The sequence below is a fragment of the Micromonospora sp. ATCC 39149 genome (assembly GCF_000158815.1).
Lineage (GTDB): Bacteria > Actinomycetota > Actinomycetes > Mycobacteriales > Micromonosporaceae > Micromonospora.
The window spans coordinates 382,496-403,253 of sequence record NZ_GG657738.1; the positions used below are offsets into that span (position 1 = coordinate 382,496).

The following is a 20,758-nucleotide window of genomic DNA, read 5'->3' on the forward strand; positions in this document are numbered from 1 at the left end:
ACCCGACCAGCACCGCGACAAATGACATCAGCCCACTCCCGTCGTCGTCCGGCCGCCCGGTTGACGACCCGATACCAGACAGAACGCGGCAGGCCGTAGAACGTGACTGCCCCCGTGTGCGTGCGCACCGGGCTCGGCGCTCAGCGCGACAACCGCCGCACCCAGCGCCGCTGCCAGGGCGTCTCCACCGCCCGCGGGTGGTAGTGCTCGCGTACCCACTCCACCGCCCGGTCCGCCGGCAGCCCGTCGAGCACGGCGAGCGCCGCCAGCGCCGTGCCGGTTCGGCCGATGCCGCCGAGGCAGGCCACCTCGACCCGCTGCCCCGCGTATGCCCGGCGCAACGCCTCCCGCAGCGCGTCCAGCGCGTCAGCCCGGTCCAGCGGCAGCAGGAAGTCGGGCCAGCGGATCCGCCGGTGCGCCCAGGCTGGTGCCGGGCCCGGCGCCAGCAACAGCGCGAAGTCGGCGGGCGTGGCCACGTCGCCGACGCGACGCCCACGCACGAATGCCCCGCCCGGCAGTACGACCACCCCGGGACTCCCGCCCCAACCCGCCACCCCATCGACCCCCTCATTCTCCAACCCGAAGGAAGCGTCGCCTGATGAGCCTCGCTGTCGGGTTGCTCCGGGGCGGGGTTTCGGGTCGGGGGTGCCGCGTGCGTCGGGTCGGGGGTGTCTGGTCGGGTCCGGGGTGCCGGCCGGCCGGGTCCCCTGTGTGTGGGGGCCCGGCCGGTGGTGTGTCGGTGCCTGTGCCTGTGCCTGTGTGCGTGTGGGTGTGGGTGGTGTGTGTGGGTCAGTTGTTCCAGTGCTGGGTGACGAGGTCGGCGGCCTGCTGTTCCCATTGGGCGTATGCGTCGGGGTAGGCCGAGACCTGGACGGTCTGGGCGGCGTCGGTCAGGGGCATGTTCTGCCAGCCGTCGACCTGTCGCAGGCCCTTGAGGAACGCGGTGGTGGCGTATTCGGGGTTGGTGATCTGTTCGGGGGTGCCCCAGCCGCTGGAGGGGCGTTGCTGGAACAGGCCGAGGGAGTCGTGGTCGTTGCGGTCGCCGAGGTGGCCGAGGTTCTCCAGCTTCGATTCCTGCAGGGCGGTGGCGATGGAGATCACGGCGGCTCGTTCGTCGAGGCCGGTCTTCTTCGTGGCGGCGATGATGGCCTTGACGTTGGCGGTCTGTTCGGTGTTGAGGTTGATGTGGGACTGGGTGCCCTGTACGCCGTGGGGGATGAGTTTGGTGGTGTCCACGGTGTTTGCCTTGTCGGTCTGGATGGCGGCGACGGGGCGGGTGTCGGCGGTGGTGGTGTCGGTGTGGTGCAGGGGGCCGGCGGCGAGGCCACCGGCGAAGGCGAGGCCGGCGATGCCGAGGATGCTGTTGCGCAGGATCGTCGTGTTCATGGGGGTGACTCCAATCGGGGGTCGACACCTACCCGGGGGGGTGGGTGTGTGCACCACGTCGAGGCGCCCGAACAACGGCAGGCAAGCCTGAAGCGGGGAAACAGGCCTGAAGCGGGAAAGTCGCGGCGAGCAGAGCGGGAAAGTCGCGGCGAGCAGAGCGGGGGGCGGAGCGGGGTAAGTCGCGGGGAGCGCAGTGGGGAGGGGGCCGGTCTGCCAGGGGTGGCTGGTGGTGGCCGGTCGCGGTGTGACGACCGTCGGCCGGTGCGCATTCCACCGGGGTGGCTCCCCGCCCGGGGTGGTCGCCGGGTGCCCGTTTCCGCGAAAGGGGCGGTGGGGCGGGGTTCTGCTCGATCGTCTGTCAGGTGTAACGACCCCGGCCGGGCCGTCATTCCACGGTCGGGGTGCCGGCGGTCACCCCCCCGGGGGGGCCGGTCGGGCGGGGGCGTCTACGGCCACGCCCACCCAGCCCCCTGGGACGGATCGGACAATCGCCCCAGGGCGGGCCTGACGGGTCGGGTGATCGACTCCATACCGGCGGTATGGGGGCATGCGGGCGGGCCGGATGCCCCCATCTGGCGGACACGGAGTCGATCAACGCAGAGCCCGCGCGACGGGCGCGGGAGCGCACCGCGTCACCGGTCGCGCCGTTTCGCCCGCCCCGGTCGCGCCACCTCATCCGGTCCTGCCGGGCTCGCCGGTCGCGCCGCGTCAACGCCAACCGGTACGCCGGGTCGCCGGCCCCGGTGGCATCGCACCGGCCCGACCAGGCGCTACCCTGACAGCATGCAGGGCGTCGTCTCCCCCACCGCGACCGGCGGGGCCTTCCTGGCCCGCCCGGGCCGCCCCGCTGTCGTCACCGCCACCCTGACCGAGTTGACGGGTCCGACCCGGGGTGTCGTCGAGCTGCCCGTACGCCTGATGTGGAGCGCGAACCGCACCTTCGACCTCGGCGACCCCGACGACCTGCTCTGGATGTACGAGAACGTCCTGCGTGAGACCACCCGCGCGGCCGACCTGCGCGAGTTGGTCAACGGCTACCTGCTGCGCCAGGTCTGGTGCCTGCTCAACCTGCCCCGTGGGGTCCGCGAGGCGTGGGAGCACCGGCACCGGGTCCTGCGCGGCGGGCAGGCCCACCGACAGCGCCAGGCAGTCCCGGGCGGCGGCCAGGCGGTCCCGGGCTGCCGCCCGGCTTTCCGGACGGCGTGACCGGCGTAGCGCCGCCGGACGATTTCTACCGCGAGGTCGCCCGGGTGGCCCTGTCGGTCGCCGGGCGGCACCGGTTCGTGCTGGGCGGCGGCGTGGCCTGGGCCGCACATGGCCTGTTCTCCCGCCCGACGGAGGACGTGGACCTTTTCGCCGACGTCGAGGGGGCTGCCGCGGCGGCGGCGGCGGGGGTGCGTACGGCATTGGAGCGCGCCGGGTTCGAGGTGACCGACGCCGACCCGGACAGCGATCTGGCGGAGCTGTTCGCCGGGTTCGACCGTGACATGAGGGACTTCGTGGTGGGCCGGGGGTCGCGCCGGATCCGGCTGAGCCTGGGCCGGCTCGACCGGTACCGCAGCCCGGTGGTGATGGACCTCGGGCCGGTGATGGACGTTCGCGATCTGGTGGCCAACAAGACGGCGGCGCTGGTCAACCGGAGGGAGGTCCGGGACTTCATCGACGTGGCGGCGGTCCTGGAACACTACTCGGTCGCGGAGGTGCTCGACCTGGCCCGGCAGCTCGACCCCGCGCTGGATCCGCAGGACGTGCGCGCCGCCGGCCACTACCTGGACCGCCTGCCCGACCGACGCTTCGCCCGGTACGGGCTGGACGCGGCCCAGGTCGCCCGGCTACGGGCCCGACTGGCCGACTGGCCCCGCTGACGCCCCCGCAGGGCGGAAAGCCCGCTGCCGCTCGCCGCAGAGGCGGGCGTCCCGGTGCACTCGCCCCACGGCCGACTGGCCCCGCTGACGCCCGCCGCAGGGGCGGGCGGCCCGCACCGACGCGACGGGCGTTCGGGTCGCTGTGGCAGGAGTGACGCCGGCTCGTTATGGTGCGCAACGGCGCCCAGAAGGCGCACGTCTGTTTCCCCTGGAAAGGCACCTTATGACCTCCTCCTCCGGCGCCTCGCGCCGCCAGGTGCTGGCCGTCGCGGCCGCTGCCGCGACGGCGCCCCTGATCGCCGCCGCCCCCGCCCGGGCGGCCGGGTCGAAGAAGGGACCGAAGACTTGGGACCTCACCGTCCTGGGCACCTCGGACACGCACGGCAACGTCTACAACTGGGACTACTACCGGGACGCCGAGTACGACGACAGCAAGCACAACGACGTCGGCGTCGCGAAGCTGGCCACCCTGGTCAGCCAGATCCGTGCCGAGCGTAAGGGCAGCGCCACCTTGGTCCTCGACGCGGGCGACACGATCCAGGGCACCCCGCTGGCGACGTACTACGCCAAGCAGGAGCCGATCACCTCCACCGGTGAGACGCACCCGATGGCCAACGCCATGAACATCCTGAAGTACGACGCGGTGACGCTGGGCAACCACGAGTTCAACTACGGCCTGCCGCTGCTGGCAAAGTGGATCAGTCAGCTCGGCTTCCCGGCACTCGCCGCGAACGCCGTCAACGAGGCGACGGGCAAGCCGGCGTACCTACCGTACGTGATCAAGGAGATCCGGCTCGGCGGGCCCGGCGCGCCGAGCCTGAAGGTCGGCATCCTCGGCCTCACCAACCCGGGCGTGGCGATCTGGGACAAGGCCAACGTCGAGGGCAAGCTCATCTTCACCGACATGGTGGAGAGCGCCGCGAAGTGGGTGCCGGTGATGCGGGCGCGCGGCGCCGACCTCGTCATCGTCTCCGCGCACGGCGGCGACAGCGGCACCTCCAGCTACGGCCCCGAGTTGCCCAACGAGAACCCGTGCACGATGATCGCCGAGCAGGTTCCGGGCATCGACGCGATCCTGTTCGGCCACGCCCACACCGAGGTCGTCGAGAAGTTCGTGACGAACCAGCGCACCGGCGCGCAGGTGTTGCTCTCCGAGCCGTCCAAGTGGGGTCAGCGCCTGACCCGGATGGACTTCATCCTCACCCGCGAGCGGGGCTGCTGGAAGGTCGTGTCGAAGCGCGCGACCATGCTGAACACCAACACGGTGGTCGAGGACCCGGCGGTGCTCGCGGCCGTGCGCGGCCAGCACACCAAGACCGTCTCGTACGTCAACACGGTGGTCGCCCGGTCGACGGTGGAGCTGTCGGCGGCCGAGTCGCGGTACCGGGACACCCCGATCCTGGATTTCATCAACCACGTTCAGACCGAGGTGGTCACGGGGGCGCTGGCCGGCACGGCGTACGCGGGCCTGCCGGTGCTGTCGATCGCGGCACCGTTCAGCCGCACGGCCGTCTTCCCCGCCGGTGACGTGCGGATCCGCGACGTGGCCGGGCTGTACGTCTTCGACAACACCCTGGAGGCGGTGGTCCTCACCGGCGCCGAGGTCCGCGCCTACCTGGAGTACTCGGCGAAGTACTTCGCGACCCTCGCGGTCGGTGCGCCCGTCGACCCGGCGACGATCAGCGACCCGGCCGTGCCGGACTACAACTACGACGTCTTCTCCGGCCTCGACTACGACATCGACGTCAGCCGGGCCCGTCGGCCAGCGGATCACCCGTCTGGTCCTGCCCGGCACCGACACCCCGGTCGCCGCCGACCGCCCAGTTCGTGGTCGCGGTGAACAACTACCGGCGCAGCGGTGGCGGCAACTTTCCCCGGGGCATCGTGAAGACGCAGGGTCTACAACGCGCAGCCAGGGAGATCCGGCCAACTCCTCATCGACTGGGCCCAGGCCAAGGGCACCATCGACCCGGCCGACTTCTTCGTGCCGAACTGGAGGCTGGTCCGCGAGGGCACGCCGGTCTTCTGACCCCGGCCCGCTGGCGGGCCGGAGGCGACCGTCCCCGGCCCGCCAGCGTCGCCCCGCTCACACCGCGCCCTCACCGGTCACCCGCCGACCTGGCCGGCGGCAGCCGGTCCAGCAGCGCCAGCGCCGCCCGCACCGGGGCGCGGGTCAGCGTCTCGTCGAAGCTCGCCCGGCCCAGGCAGAACCGGACGAACATCCGCCACCCGGGCGGGGTGGCCAGCAGGGCGTGGAAGACGTCCGGCCGGCGGGAGAACACCTCCAGCAGCCGGTGCCCGGCGCGCATGGGCGGCACCAGGTCCCGGTCCACGGCCCGCCGGTAGCCGTCCAGGTCGCCGGCGACGACGGCGGCCCCGGCGAGCGCACCGGAGCGCAGCGCGTAGCTGATGCCCTCCCGGCTCCACGGCTCCAGCAGGCCGGCCGCGTCGCCGGCCACCAGCACCCGGCCATGGCGCAGCGGCGAGTCCTCGGCCCGGCACCGGGTCAGGTGCCCGGAGTCGTGTTCCGGGCTCACCCCGGACAGGCCGAGCCGGCAGACGAAGTCGCGCAGGTACTGCCGGGTCCGCTCCCCCGCGCCCCGGCCGGCGATGACGCCCACGGTGAGCCGGTCGCCCTTCGGGAACACCCACGCGTACGAGCCGGGGATCGACCCCCAGTCCAGCAGCAGCCGGCCGCGCCAGCGCCGCCGGTGCGGCTCGGGCACCGGAAGCTCCAGTTCGAGGCCGAGGTCGACCTGCCGGTACCGGACGCCGACGTGCCGGGCGGTCACCCCGGAGGACCCGTCCGCGCCGATCACCGTACGCGCGTACACGACGTCGCCGTCGGCGAGGCGCAGACGTACCCGATCGGGGTCCTGCTCCACGGCGCGCACCGCGACCCGTTCGCGCAGCTCGGCCCCGGCGGCGACGGCGGCGGCCCGCAGCCGGTCGTCGAACTCGTCGCGGCGCACCATCGCTATCAGCGGCCCGTCGCCGTGCCGGCGGGTGAACCCGCGCCGCCCGTCCCGGGTGAACGTCACCCGGTCCACCCGGTCGTGCACGGGCACGTCGATCCGGCCGGCGACGGCCGCGAGGGAGGTGCCGATCAGCCCGCCGCCGCAGGTCTTGTACCGGGGGTGCGCGGCGCGCTCAACGACCAGGGTGCGTAGCCCGGCGGTGGCCGCGACGTGGGCGGCGGAGAGCCCGGCCGGGCCGCCGCCGACGACGACAAGGTCCCAGTTGATCACGGTTGCAGCCTAGGGCACGGCCCGCCGGAAAGCCGGGCGGCGCATCCGGTACGCCGCGTCGGGAATCCGGCGCGAGAGCGGGCATCAACGGCGGGCCGGCGGGTAACCGCGCAGCGCAGATCCGCCCGCCGCGCGGGCGGTCACGTCGAGGAGGAAGCCATGCAGCAGGTACGTCTGTCCGACGTCGAGGAGCGGGTGTACGAGGCGGTGGCCGCGCTCGAGGCCCGCGGGCAGGTGCCCTACCCCGACCTGATCGCGCAGGAGTCGGGCCTGACCGAGGAGGAGGTCCACGCTCCCCTGCGCCTGCTGACCGAGAAGAACCTCCTGCACCGGGAGGACTCCCCGATGGCCGGGTTGGACTTCGGCCCGCGGTGGTGCGCCCGCCAGATGGCGTGACCCGTACGACGCGTCAGGTCGACGAGCGGCGTCGGTGGAAGGCACTCGGGGTCAGCCTGGTCGCCGCCTTCATGACGCTGCTCGACGTGAGCATCGTCAACGTGGCGGTCCCGTCGATCGACCGCGCGCTCCGCGCGACACCGAGCGACCTTCAGTGGATCCTGTCCGGGTACGCCCTCACGTTCGGTCTGGCGCTGGTGCCGGCCGGCCGCTTCGGCGATGCCCGGGGCCGACGCAACGCGTTCGTCCTCGGGATCGCCCTGTTCACCCTGACCAGCGCCCTGGCCGGGCTCGCCAGTTCCCCCGGCTGGCTGGTCGCGGCCCGGCTGGTGCAGGGAGCCGCCGCCGGCATCGTCAACCCACAGGTCACCGGCCTGATCCAGGAGCTCTTCCGGGGCGCCGAACGGGGCCGCCCGTTCGGACTGCTCGGCGCGACCATCGGCATCTCCACCGCGGTCGGGCCGCTGCTCGGCGGGTTGCTGATCGCGTTCGGCGGCGAGCAGGACGGCTGGCGTTGGGTCTTCTTCGCCAACGTCCCGGTGGGCGTCGTCGCGGTCGTCCTCGGCTGGCGGCTGCTGCCAACACGGCCGGCGGGGGCACCGGACGGGCACCGCCTCGACCCGATCGGGGTGCTGCTGCTCGGCGTCGGCGTCGTGCTCCTGTTGCTGCCGCTCGTGCAGCAGGGGCAGTGGCACAGCCCCTGGAAGTGGGCCCTGCTCCCCGCTGGTGTGGCCGCGCTCGCCGCCTTCGGGCGCTGGGAACGCCGGTACGCCCGGCACGGGACTCCCCTGTTCGACCTGGGGCTGTTCGGCTTCCGCTCGTACGCCCTGGGGTCGCTGATCGCGCTGATGTACTTCGGCGGGTTCACCGCGATCTTCTTCGTCCTCACGCTCTACCTGCAGAACGGCCTCGGCTACCGCCCGCTGGTCGCGGGCCTGACCATCACGCCCTTCGCCCTCGGGGCCGCCGCCGCGTCCGCGATCGGCGGTCGGCTCGTCAACCGGTACGGTCGCCCGCTGGTCGCCGTCGGCCTGCTGGTCGTGGTGCTCGGCCTGGGCGCGGTGGAGTTCGTGCTGCGCAGCGACCCGCACGGGCCGATTCCGCTGCTGATCGCCGGGCCGCTGCTGATCGCCGGGCTGGGCAGCGGCCTGGTCATCGCTCCCAACCAGATCCTCACCCTGGCCCAGGTGCCGGTGCCGCAGGCCGGCAGCGGGGCCGGGATGCTCCAGACGGGCCAGCGGATCGGCTCCGCGGCCGGCATCGCCGCCGTCGGTTCGGCCTTCTTCTCGGCGCTGTCGGGCAGCGGCGGGGACTGGTCGTCGGCGTTGCGGCACTCGCTGCTGCTGGCCATGGGGATCATCGCGCTCGCCCTGCTCGCCGCGCTGCTCGACCGGGGGTAGGCGGGACGGCGGCAAGCGACGGTGCCCGCCCAGGGGTCGCCTGGGCGGGCACCGTCATCGGTGCGGCTCGGGCACTGCCCGGCTCAGGACGGTCAGCGCGTCGACCCGCCGAAGCGTCCCCGACGACGCCAGGCCAGGCCGGCGAGCATCAGCACCACGCCGACCCCGACCAGGCCACCGCCGACCGCGAGCGGGGTGCCCAGACTGTCACCCGTCACGGGCAGCTTGCCGCCATGGTGTGGCGGCCGGGGCTTGAACGTCTTCGTCGGCGTCGGCTGGGGCTTCGGGAGCACCGTCAACGTGGCACTCGCCGTCCTGCCCGTGGTCTGGCCGACCGCGGTGAACAGGTACTGCCCGGGAGTGTCCGGCGTGTAGGTGGTGGTGAACCTCCCTGCGGCGTCGGTCACGACCGTGAAGTGCGTCGGGGCGGCCGCCCGGAACGCCACCGGCGCCATCGCGACGGTGCTGCCGTCGCTGCGACGCGCCGATGCCTGACCGGGCAGGCCGGCGGCCAACGGCGTGATCGTGACGGTGATCTCGACGACCTCGTTGGGGCCGAACCCGGCACCGACGAGGGTGGTCGTCTCGCCGACGAAGATCGTCGACGGGTTCACCGTCAGCACCGGGGGCTGCGGTGGGTACGGCGTCGTCTGTGGCGAGCCTGTCGGCGACGGTGTCGGCTGCGGCTGCGCCGCCCCCGCCGCGCTCGGCGCGGACACGACGGCGAGGCCGATCGTGAGCGCCATGATGATGCGGGATAGCCGCATGATGGGTTCCCTCCTACTGGTCGCAGTGTGGTGCGGGATCAATTTGGGTGGTCCATGGGGTGGCGGTCGGGGTGAGCCAGAGGTCGCCCTCTCCGCTGCCGGTCCTGCCGGTCAGCACGTCGACCTCAAGGGCTCGGGTGGTGCCGGGGCGTACCTCGACGTTGGCGATGACGACCTGCCGGCGCCGCTCGGTGCCGCTGCCGACGGGCACCTCGGTGCCGTCGAGCCGGGTACGCAGCACCGCGCCGCCAGCAGGGCTGTGCACGGAGACGAGCGTGCGGGCGGTGTACGGATCGCCGGCGAGGCCGAGGCCGAGCACGGACTCCGACAGCCCGCGCTCCGGCGCGGTGGAGTGCAGGGTGACGCGCAGCCGCAGCTCACGGCGGCCGTCGGGGCGGCACGGCCCGACGGCCAGTGTCGCCGCCGGCCGCAGGTAGTAGCCGAGCTTCGCGCCGCTGCCGTCGTTGAGGAACACGCCGACCGTGGGCACGGCCTCCTGCTCCGGCAGCGAGCCGGCCAGCCGGTTGCCGTCGATGACCCGCTGTTCCTCCGGGTGGGCGCTCCAGAACAGGACACGCCGTTCAGTGATGGCCCGGTCCAGCGCGGACAGGTACGCCCGAGGGTCTACGTCGCGGGTGAAGAAGGTGTCGAAGACGGCCACCGCCGAGGCGGCGAAGAAGTCGTCCTGCGCCTTCGCCTCCATCCGCTGGTACGTGTCGGACAGCAGCGTCCGGACCACCTTCTCGCTGACCAGGGTGGAGTGGCCCGGCACCGACACCGGTCCGGTGGCCTTGAGCAGGTAGGACAGCACCACCGGGTCGACCGCGAGTACGCCGTCGACCGTCCTGCCGCTGCGTTCGCGGTACATCTGGCGGAACAGCGCGGCGGCGGTCGGGAAGTGCGGGGTCAGGTTGACATCCGCCGGGTACATCCCCGGCAGGTCGGTGTAGAGGTTGCGGATCTCCGGCTTGAGCTTCAGGGCCGGGTCGAAGAGTCCCAGCTTGGCGCTGGTGCCCTGGGCGCCCATCCGCAGCTTGCCGTCGTTGGCCTCGATCAGGGCGTACGCGCCGAACATGCCGCCGGTGGCGCGCAGCTCCGCCGGGTTCTGGGACACCATCAGGTAGCTGCGCGGGCCGCCCGCGCCGAGCAGGGGCGGCAGCAGCCGGGCGGCGCGGTCGGCGGCCCGGGTGAGCGAGGCCAGCCGGTCGATCTCCGTACGCAGCTCGGCCACGGCGTCGCGCACCGGCTCGACCAGGGCACCGGTGGGTACGGCCACGAGGCGGTCGCGGGTGCGCTGGACCACCTGGTCGGTGGCGGTGAGTTCCGCCGTGACGGCCTTCAGCCGGTGCACGTCCAGCCGGCCCTTGCCGGGTAGCAGGGTCGACAGGTCGGTGCGCAGCAGCGTGGGGAACGCGCCGCGGGCGAGGTCGTCGATCGCCACCGCGATCTGGCGCACCGCGGCGAGGTCGTCCCCGGCGTACGGGGCGTGCTGGCTGATCCGCCAGCCCGGGTCGCCGGTGGCCTCGCGGGCCGCGCCGGCCTGGTCCTGAAGGGCCGACAGGGTTCGTTGGGCCCGCTCGATGTCGGCTCCCACCACCTCGGAGCTGAGCTGCTGGGCCAGCGCGGCGGCGTTGAGCAGGTGCGTTCGCGCCTGCCAGCCCCGGAAGCCCACCCAGCCGACGCTCAGCAGCACCAGCGAGGCGACGATCAGGCCGGCGAGCAGGGCACGTCGTACCCGGGCCTTGACGCGCCGCCGGGACCTGCGCCCTGCGCGGCGAGGCTGCTCTGTGTCGCTCACGCCCACCTCACTCCACGAAACGGACATAAATGATGATTCATCGTTTTTTAGCACAGACCTTGTCCGCTACGCGGCTTTATGGGGTTTTTACGCCCGCGATTCCGTCCGTGGTTCCTGCCCGACGGACGGACGACTGCGTCGCGCGGCGGCGGCCTCGTGGAGCAATTGCTCGACGCGGTCCACCCCGCCGCGCAGGGACATGTCGCGCAGGTACGCCTCCCGGCCGCGGCGGCCCATCTCCCGTCGGGCTGCCGGCGGGATGGTGGCGGCCAGCCAGAACCGGTCGGCCAGCGTGGCCCAGTCCTCAGGCGGGCAGGAGAGCCCCGCCCGGGCGCGTTCCACGATCTCGACCGTGTCGCCTCGGGCGGAGGCCACCACCGGCGACGCGCAGCCGAACGCGGCCTGAAGCTTGCCGGGCACCGTCGCGCTCAGCTCCGGCAGGTCGCGCAGCGTCACCAACTGGTAGTCGGCGGCGGCGTACAGGTCGGACATCTCCAGGGGCGAGCGCCGCGCGACGAAGCGGACGTTGTCGGTGCCCAGCTCGGCGGCGAGCCCCCGGACCCGCGCCTCGTCCGGGCCCGACCCGACCACGACCAGGTCCATGGTGCCCCGCAGCGGCGCGGCGGCGCGCACGGCCGTCTCCAACCCGTGCCGGGCGCCGATCGTGCCGGCGTGCATCACCACGCAGCGGCCGTCGCCCCGGACCAGGCGGCGGGCCTCCCGGGTCGGCTCGGCCGGGTGGAACAGCCGCTCGTCGGTCCAGTTGAGCACCACCCGCACCCGCCCCGGATCGGCGCCGCCGGCGACCACCAGGTCGCGCATGCCGGGCGCGGCGACCGCGACGACGTCGACCGAGCGGTAGAGCCACCGGGTGGCGGCGGCCACCCGGGCGGCCCAGGAGGTCGGCGTCGCGCCCTGGGCGTCCAGCTCCGGGTGTACGTCCTGCACGTGCAGCACCGTCGGCACCGCGCCCAGCAGCCGTAGCAGGCCGACCGCGGCGAAGGTCGCCGCGGGGAGCTGGTGGACGTAGAGCGCGTCGACGCCGGCCAGGTGGCCCCGCCCGATCGTGGCGGCGCTCGCGGCGAAGGAGAGCCAGCCCGCCACCCGGGCGCGCACGGCACCGTCCCCGCCCGACCAGCGCGGCACCCGCCGCACCGCGAGCCGCTCGCTGCGGGTCTCGTACCGCCACCGCTGCCGCCAGCCCGGATAGACGTGGCCGCCCGGGTAGTCAGGGAATCCGGTCAGGACCCGGACGTCGTGGCCACGCGCGGCCAGCTGCTCGGCGAGGCTTCCGGGAACGAACGCCGGCTCCGGTGGGAAGTGGTACGACAGGATGCCGATCCTCACCCGGGCCTCCCACCACGACGGTCACTTCCCGGCGCGGCGCGGACACGGAAAGCGCTGGCCGCCGCATACGATTCCGACGGTGGGCCCCCCGCCGGCGACGAGCCGGCCGGCGCTGCGCCGGTGGGGCGGGTGCGGCCCGGTCCCCACGTCGCGACGGACCCGCCCGCGACCAGAACGCTGGGAGAAGCTCCGATGGCCGACCGCATCCTGTTCGTCTGCCACGCCAACCTGTGTCGCTCGCCGATGGCCGAGTACCTGGCCGCCCAGCTCATGGCCAAGCTGCCGGTCGAGGTCGCCAGCGCCGGCACCGACGCCGTGGACGGCCGGCCCATGCATCCGTACGCGGCCGAGGTGGCCGCCGAGACCGGGCGCGAACCGGCCCGGTTCCGCAGCCGTGCGCTGACCGCCGCCCACCTGGCCGACGCCGCGCTGGTGCTGACCTCGACCCGCCGCCAGCGGTCGGTCTGCGTCTCGCTGGCCCCCGCCGCCCTGCACCGCACCTTCACCCTGCGCCAGTTCGGTCGGCTCGCCGGGGCGGCCGCGACGCCGGACGGCACGGACACCGGTGCCCTGCGGGCGGCGGTGCGGGCCGCGGCCCTGGCCCGGGGGCTGCTGCAACCAGCCGCCCCCTCCGACGACGACCTGCTCGACCCGATCGGCGGCACCCCGGCCGACTTCCGGCGCTGCGCGCGGGAGATCGAGCGGGCGCTGGCACCGGTGGCGGCGCTCATCGAGGCAGCCGGGTGAGTTCCTGCGTCGGGTCGGCGACCGGCTGCTCGGGGCCGAGGAACCCGCCGGTGTGGGCCGCGGGCGCGGCGTCGGCGCGGCTCGGCGGGGCGGCCGGCGCGACCGGCACCTCCACCCGGTAGCGCTCGTACTGATACGTCTCGGCACGCCCGAGCTTGGCCATGTTCAGCACGCAGCCGAGCAGCCGCACGGAAACCGCCTGGAGCGCCTGCGCGGCGGCACCGACCTGACCACGGTCGGTGCGGCCGTAGCGGCTGACCATCAGGGCACCGTCGGCCTGGACGGCGACGACCACCCCGTCGGTGACGGTACGCAGCGGAGCGGTGTCGATGACCACGATGTCCGCCGACTCCCGCAGCACCAGCAGCAGATCCGCCATCGCCTTGGAGCCGAGCAGCTCGCTCGGGTTGGGCGGCACCGAGCCGGCGGGCAGCACGAGCAGGGACTTGTCGCCCCACCGCTGCACCACGTCGCCGACGTTGACGTCGCCAAGCAGGACGTCCGTCAGCCCCACGCCGGCCTCCAGGCCGAGGTACTCGGCCACCTTCGGCCGGCGCAGGTCCGCGTCGACCAGAGCGACCCGCCAGCCGGCCTCGGCCAGGGCGATGGCGAGGTTGCAGGAGAGTGTCGTCTTGCCCTCCCCCTGCAACGCGCTGGTCACCGCGATCACCCGGGCCGGCTCGTGGACGTCGACGAAACGCAGGTTCGTCCGCAGCTTGCGCACCGCCTCAGCCCGCGGCGAGGTGGTCGCCTCGCCGACGATCAGCGGGGCGGTACGCGCGGCGGGGTCGAACGGGATCTCGCCGAGCAGCGGGCTGCCGGTGGCGCGCTGGAGGGTGGCCGCGTCCCGCAGCCGGGTGTCCAGCCGGGTCCGCAGCACCGCTAGGCCGATGCCGGCGAGCACGCCGGCGAGCACGCCGAGGGCCAGGTTGCGGGCCGGGTTGGGCGACACCGGGCTGGAGCCGACCCGCGGACCGCTGACCACCTCCACCTTGACCGTGCTGGCCCGCCCCTCACCGGGCGCCTCCACGCTCTTGATCAGCTCGATGAACTGGGCGGTGAGCGCCTCCGTCAGCCGCAGCGCGCGGGTGGCGTCGGTGTCGGTGACGGTGCCGCGCAGCAGGACGGTGTCGGGGATGGTGGCGGCGGTGACCCGCGCCTGCACCTCCTCGGCGGTGAGCCCGAGCGGGGTCTTCGCCACGACGCTCTGTGCCAGCCGGTCGCTCTGCAGCAGGTCGGCGTACGACTTGACGCGCTGCTGCATGAAGATGCTGCCCTGGTAGGCGTCGGTGACCCCCTGGTTGGGGGTGGTGACGAAGAACGTCACCGACGCCGCGTACCGGGGCTGGGCCCGAACCGTGACCAATGCGGCCACGGCGAGACCCACCATCACCGAGAGGAGGACCACCCACCAGCTACGCCGGACGGTCCGGAGGAAATCACGAACGTCCATCAGCCGGAAAGCCCCCGTCCGATCCGTGCGGTCGACATGTCAAGCACCAAAGCTCCCTCAGCAGTCACGGGCGGGCCCCACTCCGACGACCCACCAGCGCATCCGGTCAAAACGACTGTAGAGGATGAAAACGCTGAAAAGCCGTGATCAGGGATAAATGGTCAGCCCGCGCAATTGACTCTGGGCCACTCCATGTGCTTGGGACAACTCGGGACGGCCGGATAGGTGACGTCCCGGCCGGATGGGTGGCATCCGGGCCGGGACGGTGAACGGGCGCAGGCCCGCCGGCGACTCAGGGGCGGCGCTCGGCCGGCTCGTCCTCCTCTGCCGGCTCGGTCTCCTCGCTCACCGCGTCGCTGAACGACTCGGTGAGGTCGTCGCCCGGAACCGCGACCTCCTGAGCCAGGTCCTGCTCGTCGGGCCGTCCGCCGGGCGGCGGCTGGGGGGCGGTGGCACCGCCGGCGAAACCGTACTCATTGGGCTCATCGTGACGACTCATACCGTTCTCCTCCCGCTGTCTGCAATGTCTCTTCTCGCTCACGGTAGGGCGTGATCGTCTGCTCCGCAGCGCGCTCGGCCTTGTCCGACGACAGGTCGACGGCGGTACGCAGGACGTCGGCGGCGAGTTGGAACTCCAGCCCGAAGGCGAGGAACCGGCCGAGGGTGAGCCGGACGGGAGTGAAGACGGCGGCTAGCAGGTGGTCGCCGGTGCGGCGGATCTCGTCCCACCTCATCCGGGGGCCGTTACCCGGCCCGGCGAGGGGTAGTCGCGATCAGTTGAGCTCGGCGACGGCCTCGAAGATCAGCCAGAGCCCGCAGACGGCGAAGAGGATCGCCGCGCCGTAACGGATGGTGCGCTCGGGCAGGTGCCGGCCCAGCATCCGCCCGACCGCGATCGCCAGGGCGTCGGCGGCCACCATGCCGAGGGTGGAGCCGAGCCAGGTGCCGAACCAGCCGTACTTGGTGGCCAGGGTGATGGTGGCGAGCATCGTCTTGTCGCCCAGTTCGGCGAGGAAGAACGCCACGCCGACCGCGACGACGGCGGACCTGCTGCTGCGCTCAGCCTTGCGCTTCTCCTCCTCGGTGAGCTTGTCCCCACGCAGCGTCCAGACGCCGAACCCGAGGAACGCGAGGCCGGCGATCAGCGAGATCCAGCCGGTGGGCAGGGCGGCGCCCAGCCCGTGGCCGATGGCGACCGAGGCCAGGTGGACGACGGAGGTGGCGACCGTGATGCCGATGAGCACCGGGATCGTTTTGAACCGCGTGGCGAACGTCAGCGCCATGAGCTGGGACTTGTCGCCCAGTTCGGCGACGAAGATGACGCCGAAACTGACCACCAGCGCGACGAGGAAACCTTCCATGACACCCTCCCGAAAAGACCGGGTCGGAGGGTGTGGGGCGCCCTCGACCCGGCTGTTGCAAACAGCCTGGGTCGAAGGTCTCGCCCGCCCCACCGCAGTGGGGCCGCGTGGCCGGATGCGGAACGCACCAGTGTGTCGACCACGACATTGGGGGCTACTCCCCTTCGCGCCCCCACCCTACCCCACCCCGGCGCCGCCCCGAGGGGGGGCGGCGCCGGGGGCGGTGGTCAGTCGGCGCGGGCCAGAGTGACGCCGAACAGACCGTCGGCGTCGGTCCAGAACTCACGGGCGGTGAAGCCGGCGGCGGTGAGCTCCGCGGCGATGCCCTCCGGGCGGAACTTGGCCGACACCTCGGTACGCAGCTCCTCCCCGGCGGCGAACTCCACGTCGAGGTCGAGCACCCGGGCCCGGACCGGACGCACGGCACGCAGCCGCATCTCGATCCACTCCCGCCGGGGGTCCCAGAGCGCGACGTGCGCGAACGCCTCCGGATCGAAGTCGGCGCCCAACTCCCGGTTGATCACCCGCAGCACGTTGCGGTTGAACTCGGCGGTCACCCCGGCGGCGTCGTCGTACGCGGGCACGACGATCGCCGGGTCCTTGACCAGATCGGTGCCGAGCAGCAGCCAGTCGCCGGGCTCCAGGGACGCGCGCATGGCGGCGAGGAAGCCAGCCCGCTCGGCGGGGAGCAGGTTGCCGATCGTCCCGCCGAGGAAGACCACCAGCCGCCGACCGCCGGTGGGCAGCCGGTCGAGGTGGCGGGTGAAGTCGCCGACGATGCCGCGTACCCGCAGGCCGGGGTAGTCGGCGGCGATCTGCTCGGTGGACTGCCGCAGGGCGCTGACCGAGACGTCGAGCGGCACGAAGGTGCCCAGCCCGCCGCGCCGGGTGAACGCGTCCAGCAGCAGCCGGGTCTTCTCCGACGAGCCGGAGCCCAGCTCGATCAGGGTCTTCGCCCCGGTCAGTTCGGCGATCTCGCCGGCCCGTTCGACCAGCACGGACCGCTCGGCCCGCGTCGGGTAGTACTCCGGCAGGCGGGTGATCTCCTCGAACAGTTCGCTGCCCCGGGCGTCGTAGAACCACTTCGGCGGCAGCCACTTCGGCCGCGCGGTCAGCCCGGTCCGTACGTCGTCGCGCAGGCTGCGGCCTAGGTCCTGCTCCTCCAGGTAGATCTCCAGCGGGTCCGCGCTCATCGGGTGTCCCCTCCGTCGTTCGTGTGGTTGCCCACCTGTGCTAGCCGGTCGCCGCCGGCACCGGCGGCCAGGACGCCGACGCGCGCCCCGGCGGTCGTGGCCACCACCAGCCGCCCGTCCGGCACCGCCTGCCAGCCGGGGTCGCCGTCGTGCGGTTCAGAGGCCAGCAGCACCGCGCCCGGGGTCTGCCGGAGCGACAGCGCGTGGCCGGCGGTGCTGGCCACGACGGTGTGCCCATCGGTGAGCAGCAGGTTGAGCCGGGACCCGGGGGCCGCCGCGGCGACCTCGGTCACCGTGTCGGCGACCGCCCGCGCCGGGTCCCCGCCGGCGCGCAGCCGGTGCCGCACGAGGGCCCACAGCAGCGCGGAGTCGGTCGGCGCGTCGAGGGTGAGCAGGTCGCGTACGGGCAACCGGCCGGCGAGCCTGGTCACCGCGTCGGGCCAGCCACGCACCACCCCGTTGTGGCTGAACAGCCACGGCCCCTCGGCGAAGGGGGCGGCGGCGGTGTCGAGCACCGGCATGCCGACGGTGGCGGACCGGACGGCGGCCAGCAGCGCGCCGCTGGTGGTGGTCGCGGCCAGCCCCGGCAGGGTGACGTCGGCCCAGATCGGCGTGCCGCGCCGGTAACGGACCGGCGCGCCGCCGCCGGGCGGGTACCAGCCGACGCCGAAGCCGTCGGCGTTGACGGTCCCGCCGCCGCGCATGTCCCGGGGGGCCCAGGACTGCCGGACCAGGGAGTGCGGCGGGTCGTACAGCAGGGCACGCAGGCTCACCGGCGGCCCGACGTACGCCAGGTGCCGGCACATCAGGCGGCCCCGGCGGCGTGCCCGGCCCTCACCGGCCCGACTCGTCCGGCCGGGCGTCGCGGGCGCAGCGGAAATCCGCTGAAAGATCTGCCGCCGGATCGGGTAGTCCCAAGTTGCGGAACGTCCCCCGGCAGGCGGACCGGTCGGTGCCCGAACGAGCCGCCGCGCAGCACCCGGTAGTCGTCGCCGAAGAACACCTCCGAGTACTCGCGGTAGGGGAACGCGGCGAACCCGGGGTGGCCCCGGAACGTGCTGGCGGTCCACTCCCACACGTCGCCGACGAGTTGGTGCACGCCCAGCGGCGACGCCCCGGCCGGGTACGCGCCCACCGGCGCGGGCCACAGGTGCCGCTGCCCGAGGTTCGCGTGCTCGGCGGTCGGCTCCTCGTCGCCCCACGGGTAGCGGCGGGACCGGCCGGTGGCCGGGTCCCACCGGGCCGCCTTCTCCCACTCCGCCTCGGTGGGCAGCCGCTTGCCGGCCCACGCCGCGTACGCCTGCGCCTCGTACCAGCACACGTGCACCACCGGCTCGTCGTCGCGCACCGGCGACCACCGGCCGAACCGCTGGTACGCCCAGCCGTCGCCGTCGCGCCGCCAATGCATCGGGGCGGTCAGCCCCGCCTCGGTGCGGTGCGCCCAACCGGCCTCGCCCCACCAGCGCGGGTCGTCGTACCCGCCGTCGGCGATGAACTCCCGGTAGCGGCCGTTGGTGACGGGAGCGGCGTCGATGACGTACGCGGGCAGGCGCACCCGGTGCGCGGGACGCTCGTTGTCCAGCGCCCACGGGTCGGTGGAGGTGCCCATGGTGAACTCGCCGGCCGGGATCAGAACCTCGTCGGCCACCCGGGCGCGGGGCTCGGGCGGGTCCGGGGCGTGCAGCGCCGGCGGGCCGACGCGGAGCTGGTGGGTGGCGAGCATGGTCTCGTCGTGCTGCTGCTCGTGCTGGACGATCATGCCGAAGGCGAACCCGTCGGCGACCAACGGCCGGTCGGTGAACGGCACCCCGGTCGAGCAGGTCGTACACCTTGTCGCGGACGGTGGCGAGGTAGGCGCGGGCCTCGACGGGCGGCAGCAGGGGCAGCGACGGGCGGTCGCGGCGGGGCTGTTTGAACGCGTCGTACAGGTCGTCGATGTCCCGCCGGACGGGCTCGCGCCCGCCCACGTCCCGGACCAGCCAGAGCTCCTCCTGGTTGCCGACGTGCGCGAGGTCCCAGACCAGCGGGGACATGATCGGCGAGTGCTGGCGCATCAGGTCGGCGTCGTCGACGGCCTCGGTGAGCGCGGCGGTCCTGGCCCGGGTCCGTTCCAACTCGGCGGCGATCCGGGCGCGTAGCCGCTCCGCGCCGAGTTCGTGGATGGTCGTCACCGGGATCCCCTCTCCGCGGCGGCCAGGCGCCGCCGTAGTCCTCGGGTCGTCTCGTCGTGCAGGTCCGCCGGCAGGGCGAGCCGGGGCAGCGCGGCCAGCGCCAGGTCGAGCAGGTCGGCGGCGGCCCGCGCCAGCGGCGGGTCGCCGAGGCCGTGCCGAGCCGCCGTGTGCCACCGGTCGGCGACCGGCCCGGCGGCGGCCACCGCCTGTGCCACGGTGCCCGGCTCGGCGAGGAGCGCGGGCGAGCACCGCTAGCGGCAACCGCCAGTCCGGCCCCCGGCTGGGTGTCCAGGTAGCGGATCTCCAGGTATCCACGGGGGCGCACCACCGGGAACAGCGTGCTCAGGTGGTATTCCAGGTCGTCGGTGGTGGGCGGGCGGGGCAGCGCGCCGGCGATCCAGTCGCCGAAGGTCACTCCGGGCGGCGGGGTCCAGTCGGCGGTGTCGTCGCGCAGGCAGAGCAGCGGGGCCGCCAGCGCGTACGCCGTCCAGGCCGCCACCGGGTCCGCGTCGGGTTGCTGCGGCGACCAGACGGGGCGGGTGCGGGCCGGGTCGATGGCCAGCCAGGCCGCCATCCGGGCGGACGCCCACCCGGTACGTCGGCCGGCGTGCCGGTCGGCGGTGGCGAACGCGGCGAGCAGCGGCGGGCCGACGGCGTGCACGGCCGCCCAGCGGGCCGCGACGTGGGCCGGTTCCCCGGCGTCCAGACAGACCTGGAGGCCGGCGGTGCTGTACATCATGGTCCGGCCGGCGGGGCCGCCCCGGTCGAACACGCATCGCATGGCCCGGTAGCGCGGGGTGTCGACTGTCGGTCGGGGCAGCCGCCACGGGTCGATGCCGGTGCGCCCGAGCAGCAGGCCGGCGCGGCGGAGCAGGTCGGTGACCTGGGCGATGTCGGCGTTCGTGGCCTCGATCAACGCGGCGACCGAGGATCGCGGCGCGGTGGATATCTCGATTTGGCCGCCGGGCTCCACGGTCACGGTGCTGCCGTGCCGGAGCGGTGCGGCCGGGCTGGAGTCGTCGATGGTGGTGGGGCTGTGCGGCCCCAGGGCCGCCCGGAGCCGCTCGCGGTCCACCGGGCGAGCGGGGTCGGCGGCGTCGTGCACGGTCCACTCCAGTTCCACACCGGTGCGGGTCGGCGGGCCGGTCTTGAAGCAGATCCTGGCGATGTGCCGGACCGCGTCGTCCACCCCTCGCAGCGGGGTGGTCCGGTCCAGCTCCGGTGACGTCACCACGAGACGATCCTCTCCCTCGGCCGGAGGCGGAACAGCGTGACCATTCCCCGCCCCGACGTCCGCGATGCGACCATCTTCTGTCTAGCAGACGAATTCCGCTCGCCTTGTCGTAACAGGTGTTTCGCGATCAGCCCTCGGCGGCGGTGCCGGCGACCGGGGTCGCGCCACGTTCCGGGGTGGCCGCCGGGGTGGGGCGGCCGGTGCGCGAGGGACGGGCCGTGGGCGTCTGCCCGCGGCCCGCGTCGGGCACCAGGCGTTGGCAGAATGCGTCCACCTCGGCGGCGCCGCCGGCGGCGACGACCAGGGGCGCGTACGCCGGGGGTGGCCAGCACCCGCGCGCGCTGCGCGGCCGGGGTGGCCAGGTTACGACCGACACAGCCCGGCCAGTTGCG

General features: G+C 73.7%; 16 protein-coding genes and 5 pseudogenes. 6 read left to right on the forward strand and 15 right to left on the reverse strand.

Translation table 11 applies throughout. The features are described 5' to 3' along the window. Nucleotides 1-140: 140 nt before the first annotated feature. Together MCAG_RS01625 and MCAG_RS01630 are read right to left on the reverse strand one after the other, a co-directional pair. Nucleotides 141-527 (reverse strand): protein-tyrosine phosphatase family protein, encoded by a 387-nt coding sequence (locus MCAG_RS01625; RefSeq protein WP_232290041.1) that lies wholly within the window; start codon nucleotides 525-527, stop codon nucleotides 141-143. Between the two features lie 262 nt (nucleotides 528-789). Beyond that, complete coding sequence (locus MCAG_RS01630) at nucleotides 790-1,386, reverse strand: hypothetical protein (RefSeq protein ID WP_007071253.1); 597 nt, start codon at nucleotides 1,384-1,386, stop codon at nucleotides 790-792. 783 nt (nucleotides 1,387-2,169) lie between these two features. Between MCAG_RS01630 and MCAG_RS01635 the strand changes: the two are divergent. The 3 genes and pseudogenes from MCAG_RS01635 to MCAG_RS01645 form a co-directional block, all read left to right on the forward strand. Further along, nucleotides 2,170-2,505, forward strand: a pseudogene (locus MCAG_RS01635) (hypothetical protein); the annotation flags it as partial. Between the two features lie 83 nt (nucleotides 2,506-2,588). Continuing rightward, nucleotides 2,589-3,251, forward strand: a complete 663-nt coding sequence (locus MCAG_RS01640; protein ID WP_036371902.1) for a nucleotidyl transferase AbiEii/AbiGii toxin family protein — start codon at nucleotides 2,589-2,591, stop codon at nucleotides 3,249-3,251. Nucleotides 3,252-3,474: 223 nt separating this feature from the next. Then, nucleotides 3,475-5,091, forward strand: a complete 1,617-nt coding sequence (locus MCAG_RS01645) for a bifunctional UDP-sugar hydrolase/5'-nucleotidase (RefSeq protein WP_232290042.1) — start codon at nucleotides 3,475-3,477, stop codon at nucleotides 5,089-5,091. A gap of 259 nt (nucleotides 5,092-5,350) precedes the next feature. Here MCAG_RS01645 and MCAG_RS01650 read toward each other — a convergent pair whose 3' ends face one another. Then, nucleotides 5,351-6,499, reverse strand: coding sequence for a geranylgeranyl reductase family protein (locus tag MCAG_RS01650; protein WP_007071257.1), 1,149 nt, complete (start codon nucleotides 6,497-6,499; stop codon nucleotides 5,351-5,353). 159 nt (nucleotides 6,500-6,658) lie between these two features. Here MCAG_RS01650 and MCAG_RS01655 point away from each other — a divergent pair, with 159 nt between their 5' ends. Further along, nucleotides 6,659-6,895: a hypothetical protein gene (locus tag MCAG_RS01655; protein WP_007071258.1), complete on the forward strand. Its 237-nt coding sequence runs from the start codon at nucleotides 6,659-6,661 to the stop codon at nucleotides 6,893-6,895. Continuing rightward, on the forward strand, nucleotides 6,871-8,295 hold the full coding sequence (locus MCAG_RS01660) for an MFS transporter (RefSeq protein ID WP_007071259.1): 1,425 nt from the start codon (nucleotides 6,871-6,873) through the stop codon (nucleotides 8,293-8,295). The genes MCAG_RS01655 and MCAG_RS01660 overlap by 25 nt, the downstream gene beginning before the upstream one ends. 92 nt (nucleotides 8,296-8,387) lie before the next feature. On the opposite strand, the gene MCAG_RS01665 is transcribed toward MCAG_RS01660, so the two are convergent. The 3 genes from MCAG_RS01665 to MCAG_RS01675 form a co-directional block, all read right to left on the reverse strand. Then, nucleotides 8,388-9,062, reverse strand: a complete 675-nt coding sequence (locus MCAG_RS01665) for a hypothetical protein (protein ID WP_007071260.1) — start codon at nucleotides 9,060-9,062, stop codon at nucleotides 8,388-8,390. Nucleotides 9,063-9,075: 13 nt separating this feature from the next. Continuing rightward, nucleotides 9,076-10,860, reverse strand: a complete 1,785-nt coding sequence (locus tag MCAG_RS01670; protein WP_036375972.1) for a DUF4012 domain-containing protein — start codon at nucleotides 10,858-10,860, stop codon at nucleotides 9,076-9,078. Between the two features lie 87 nt (nucleotides 10,861-10,947). Beyond that, the gene (locus MCAG_RS01675) at nucleotides 10,948-12,207 is read right to left on the reverse strand and encodes a glycosyltransferase family 4 protein (RefSeq protein WP_007071263.1); all 1,260 of its coding nucleotides are present in this window, start codon (nucleotides 12,205-12,207) and stop codon (nucleotides 10,948-10,950) included. Nucleotides 12,208-12,399: 192 nt separating this feature from the next. Between MCAG_RS01675 and MCAG_RS01680 the strand changes: the two genes are divergently transcribed. Next, complete coding sequence (locus tag MCAG_RS01680; protein ID WP_036371908.1) at nucleotides 12,400-12,954, forward strand: protein-tyrosine-phosphatase; 555 nt, start codon at nucleotides 12,400-12,402, stop codon at nucleotides 12,952-12,954. Here the strand turns inward: MCAG_RS01680 and MCAG_RS01685 are convergent. From MCAG_RS01685 to MCAG_RS29430, 9 genes and pseudogenes are all read right to left on the reverse strand, one after another. Continuing rightward, nucleotides 12,935-14,407: a polysaccharide biosynthesis tyrosine autokinase gene (locus MCAG_RS01685; RefSeq protein WP_007071264.1), complete on the reverse strand. Its 1,473-nt coding sequence runs from the start codon at nucleotides 14,405-14,407 to the stop codon at nucleotides 12,935-12,937. The genes MCAG_RS01680 and MCAG_RS01685 overlap by 20 nt on opposite strands. A gap of 292 nt (nucleotides 14,408-14,699) precedes the next feature. Next, on the reverse strand, nucleotides 14,700-14,906 hold the full coding sequence (locus tag MCAG_RS01690; protein WP_007071265.1) for a hypothetical protein: 207 nt from the start codon (nucleotides 14,904-14,906) through the stop codon (nucleotides 14,700-14,702). Beyond that, a pseudogene (locus tag MCAG_RS36035) lies at nucleotides 14,890-15,093 on the reverse strand (DUF1622 domain-containing protein); the annotation flags it as partial. The pseudogene MCAG_RS36035 and the gene MCAG_RS01690, both read right to left, overlap by 17 nt. An 87-nt stretch (nucleotides 15,094-15,180) precedes the next feature. Continuing rightward, a complete protein-coding gene (locus MCAG_RS01700) occupies nucleotides 15,181-15,768 on the reverse strand; it encodes a TMEM165/GDT1 family protein (protein WP_007071267.1) in 588 nt (195 codons plus the stop codon). 227 nt (nucleotides 15,769-15,995) lie between these two features. After that, complete coding sequence (gene egtD, locus MCAG_RS01705) at nucleotides 15,996-16,961, reverse strand: L-histidine N(alpha)-methyltransferase (RefSeq protein ID WP_007071268.1); 966 nt, start codon at nucleotides 16,959-16,961, stop codon at nucleotides 15,996-15,998. Continuing rightward, nucleotides 16,958-17,767 (reverse strand): ergothioneine biosynthesis protein EgtC, encoded by an 810-nt coding sequence (egtC, locus tag MCAG_RS01710; RefSeq protein WP_007071269.1) that lies wholly within the window; start codon nucleotides 17,765-17,767, stop codon nucleotides 16,958-16,960. Before egtC ends, egtD begins: the two co-directional genes overlap by 4 nt. A gap of 28 nt (nucleotides 17,768-17,795) precedes the next feature. Next, a pseudogene (gene egtB, locus MCAG_RS01715) lies at nucleotides 17,796-19,132 on the reverse strand (ergothioneine biosynthesis protein EgtB). After that, nucleotides 19,129-20,366: pseudogene (gene egtA, locus MCAG_RS01720) on the reverse strand (ergothioneine biosynthesis glutamate--cysteine ligase EgtA). Before egtA ends, egtB begins: the two co-directional pseudogenes overlap by 4 nt. A gap of 127 nt (nucleotides 20,367-20,493) precedes the next feature. Further along, nucleotides 20,494-20,758: pseudogene (locus tag MCAG_RS29430) on the reverse strand (hypothetical protein); the annotation flags it as partial.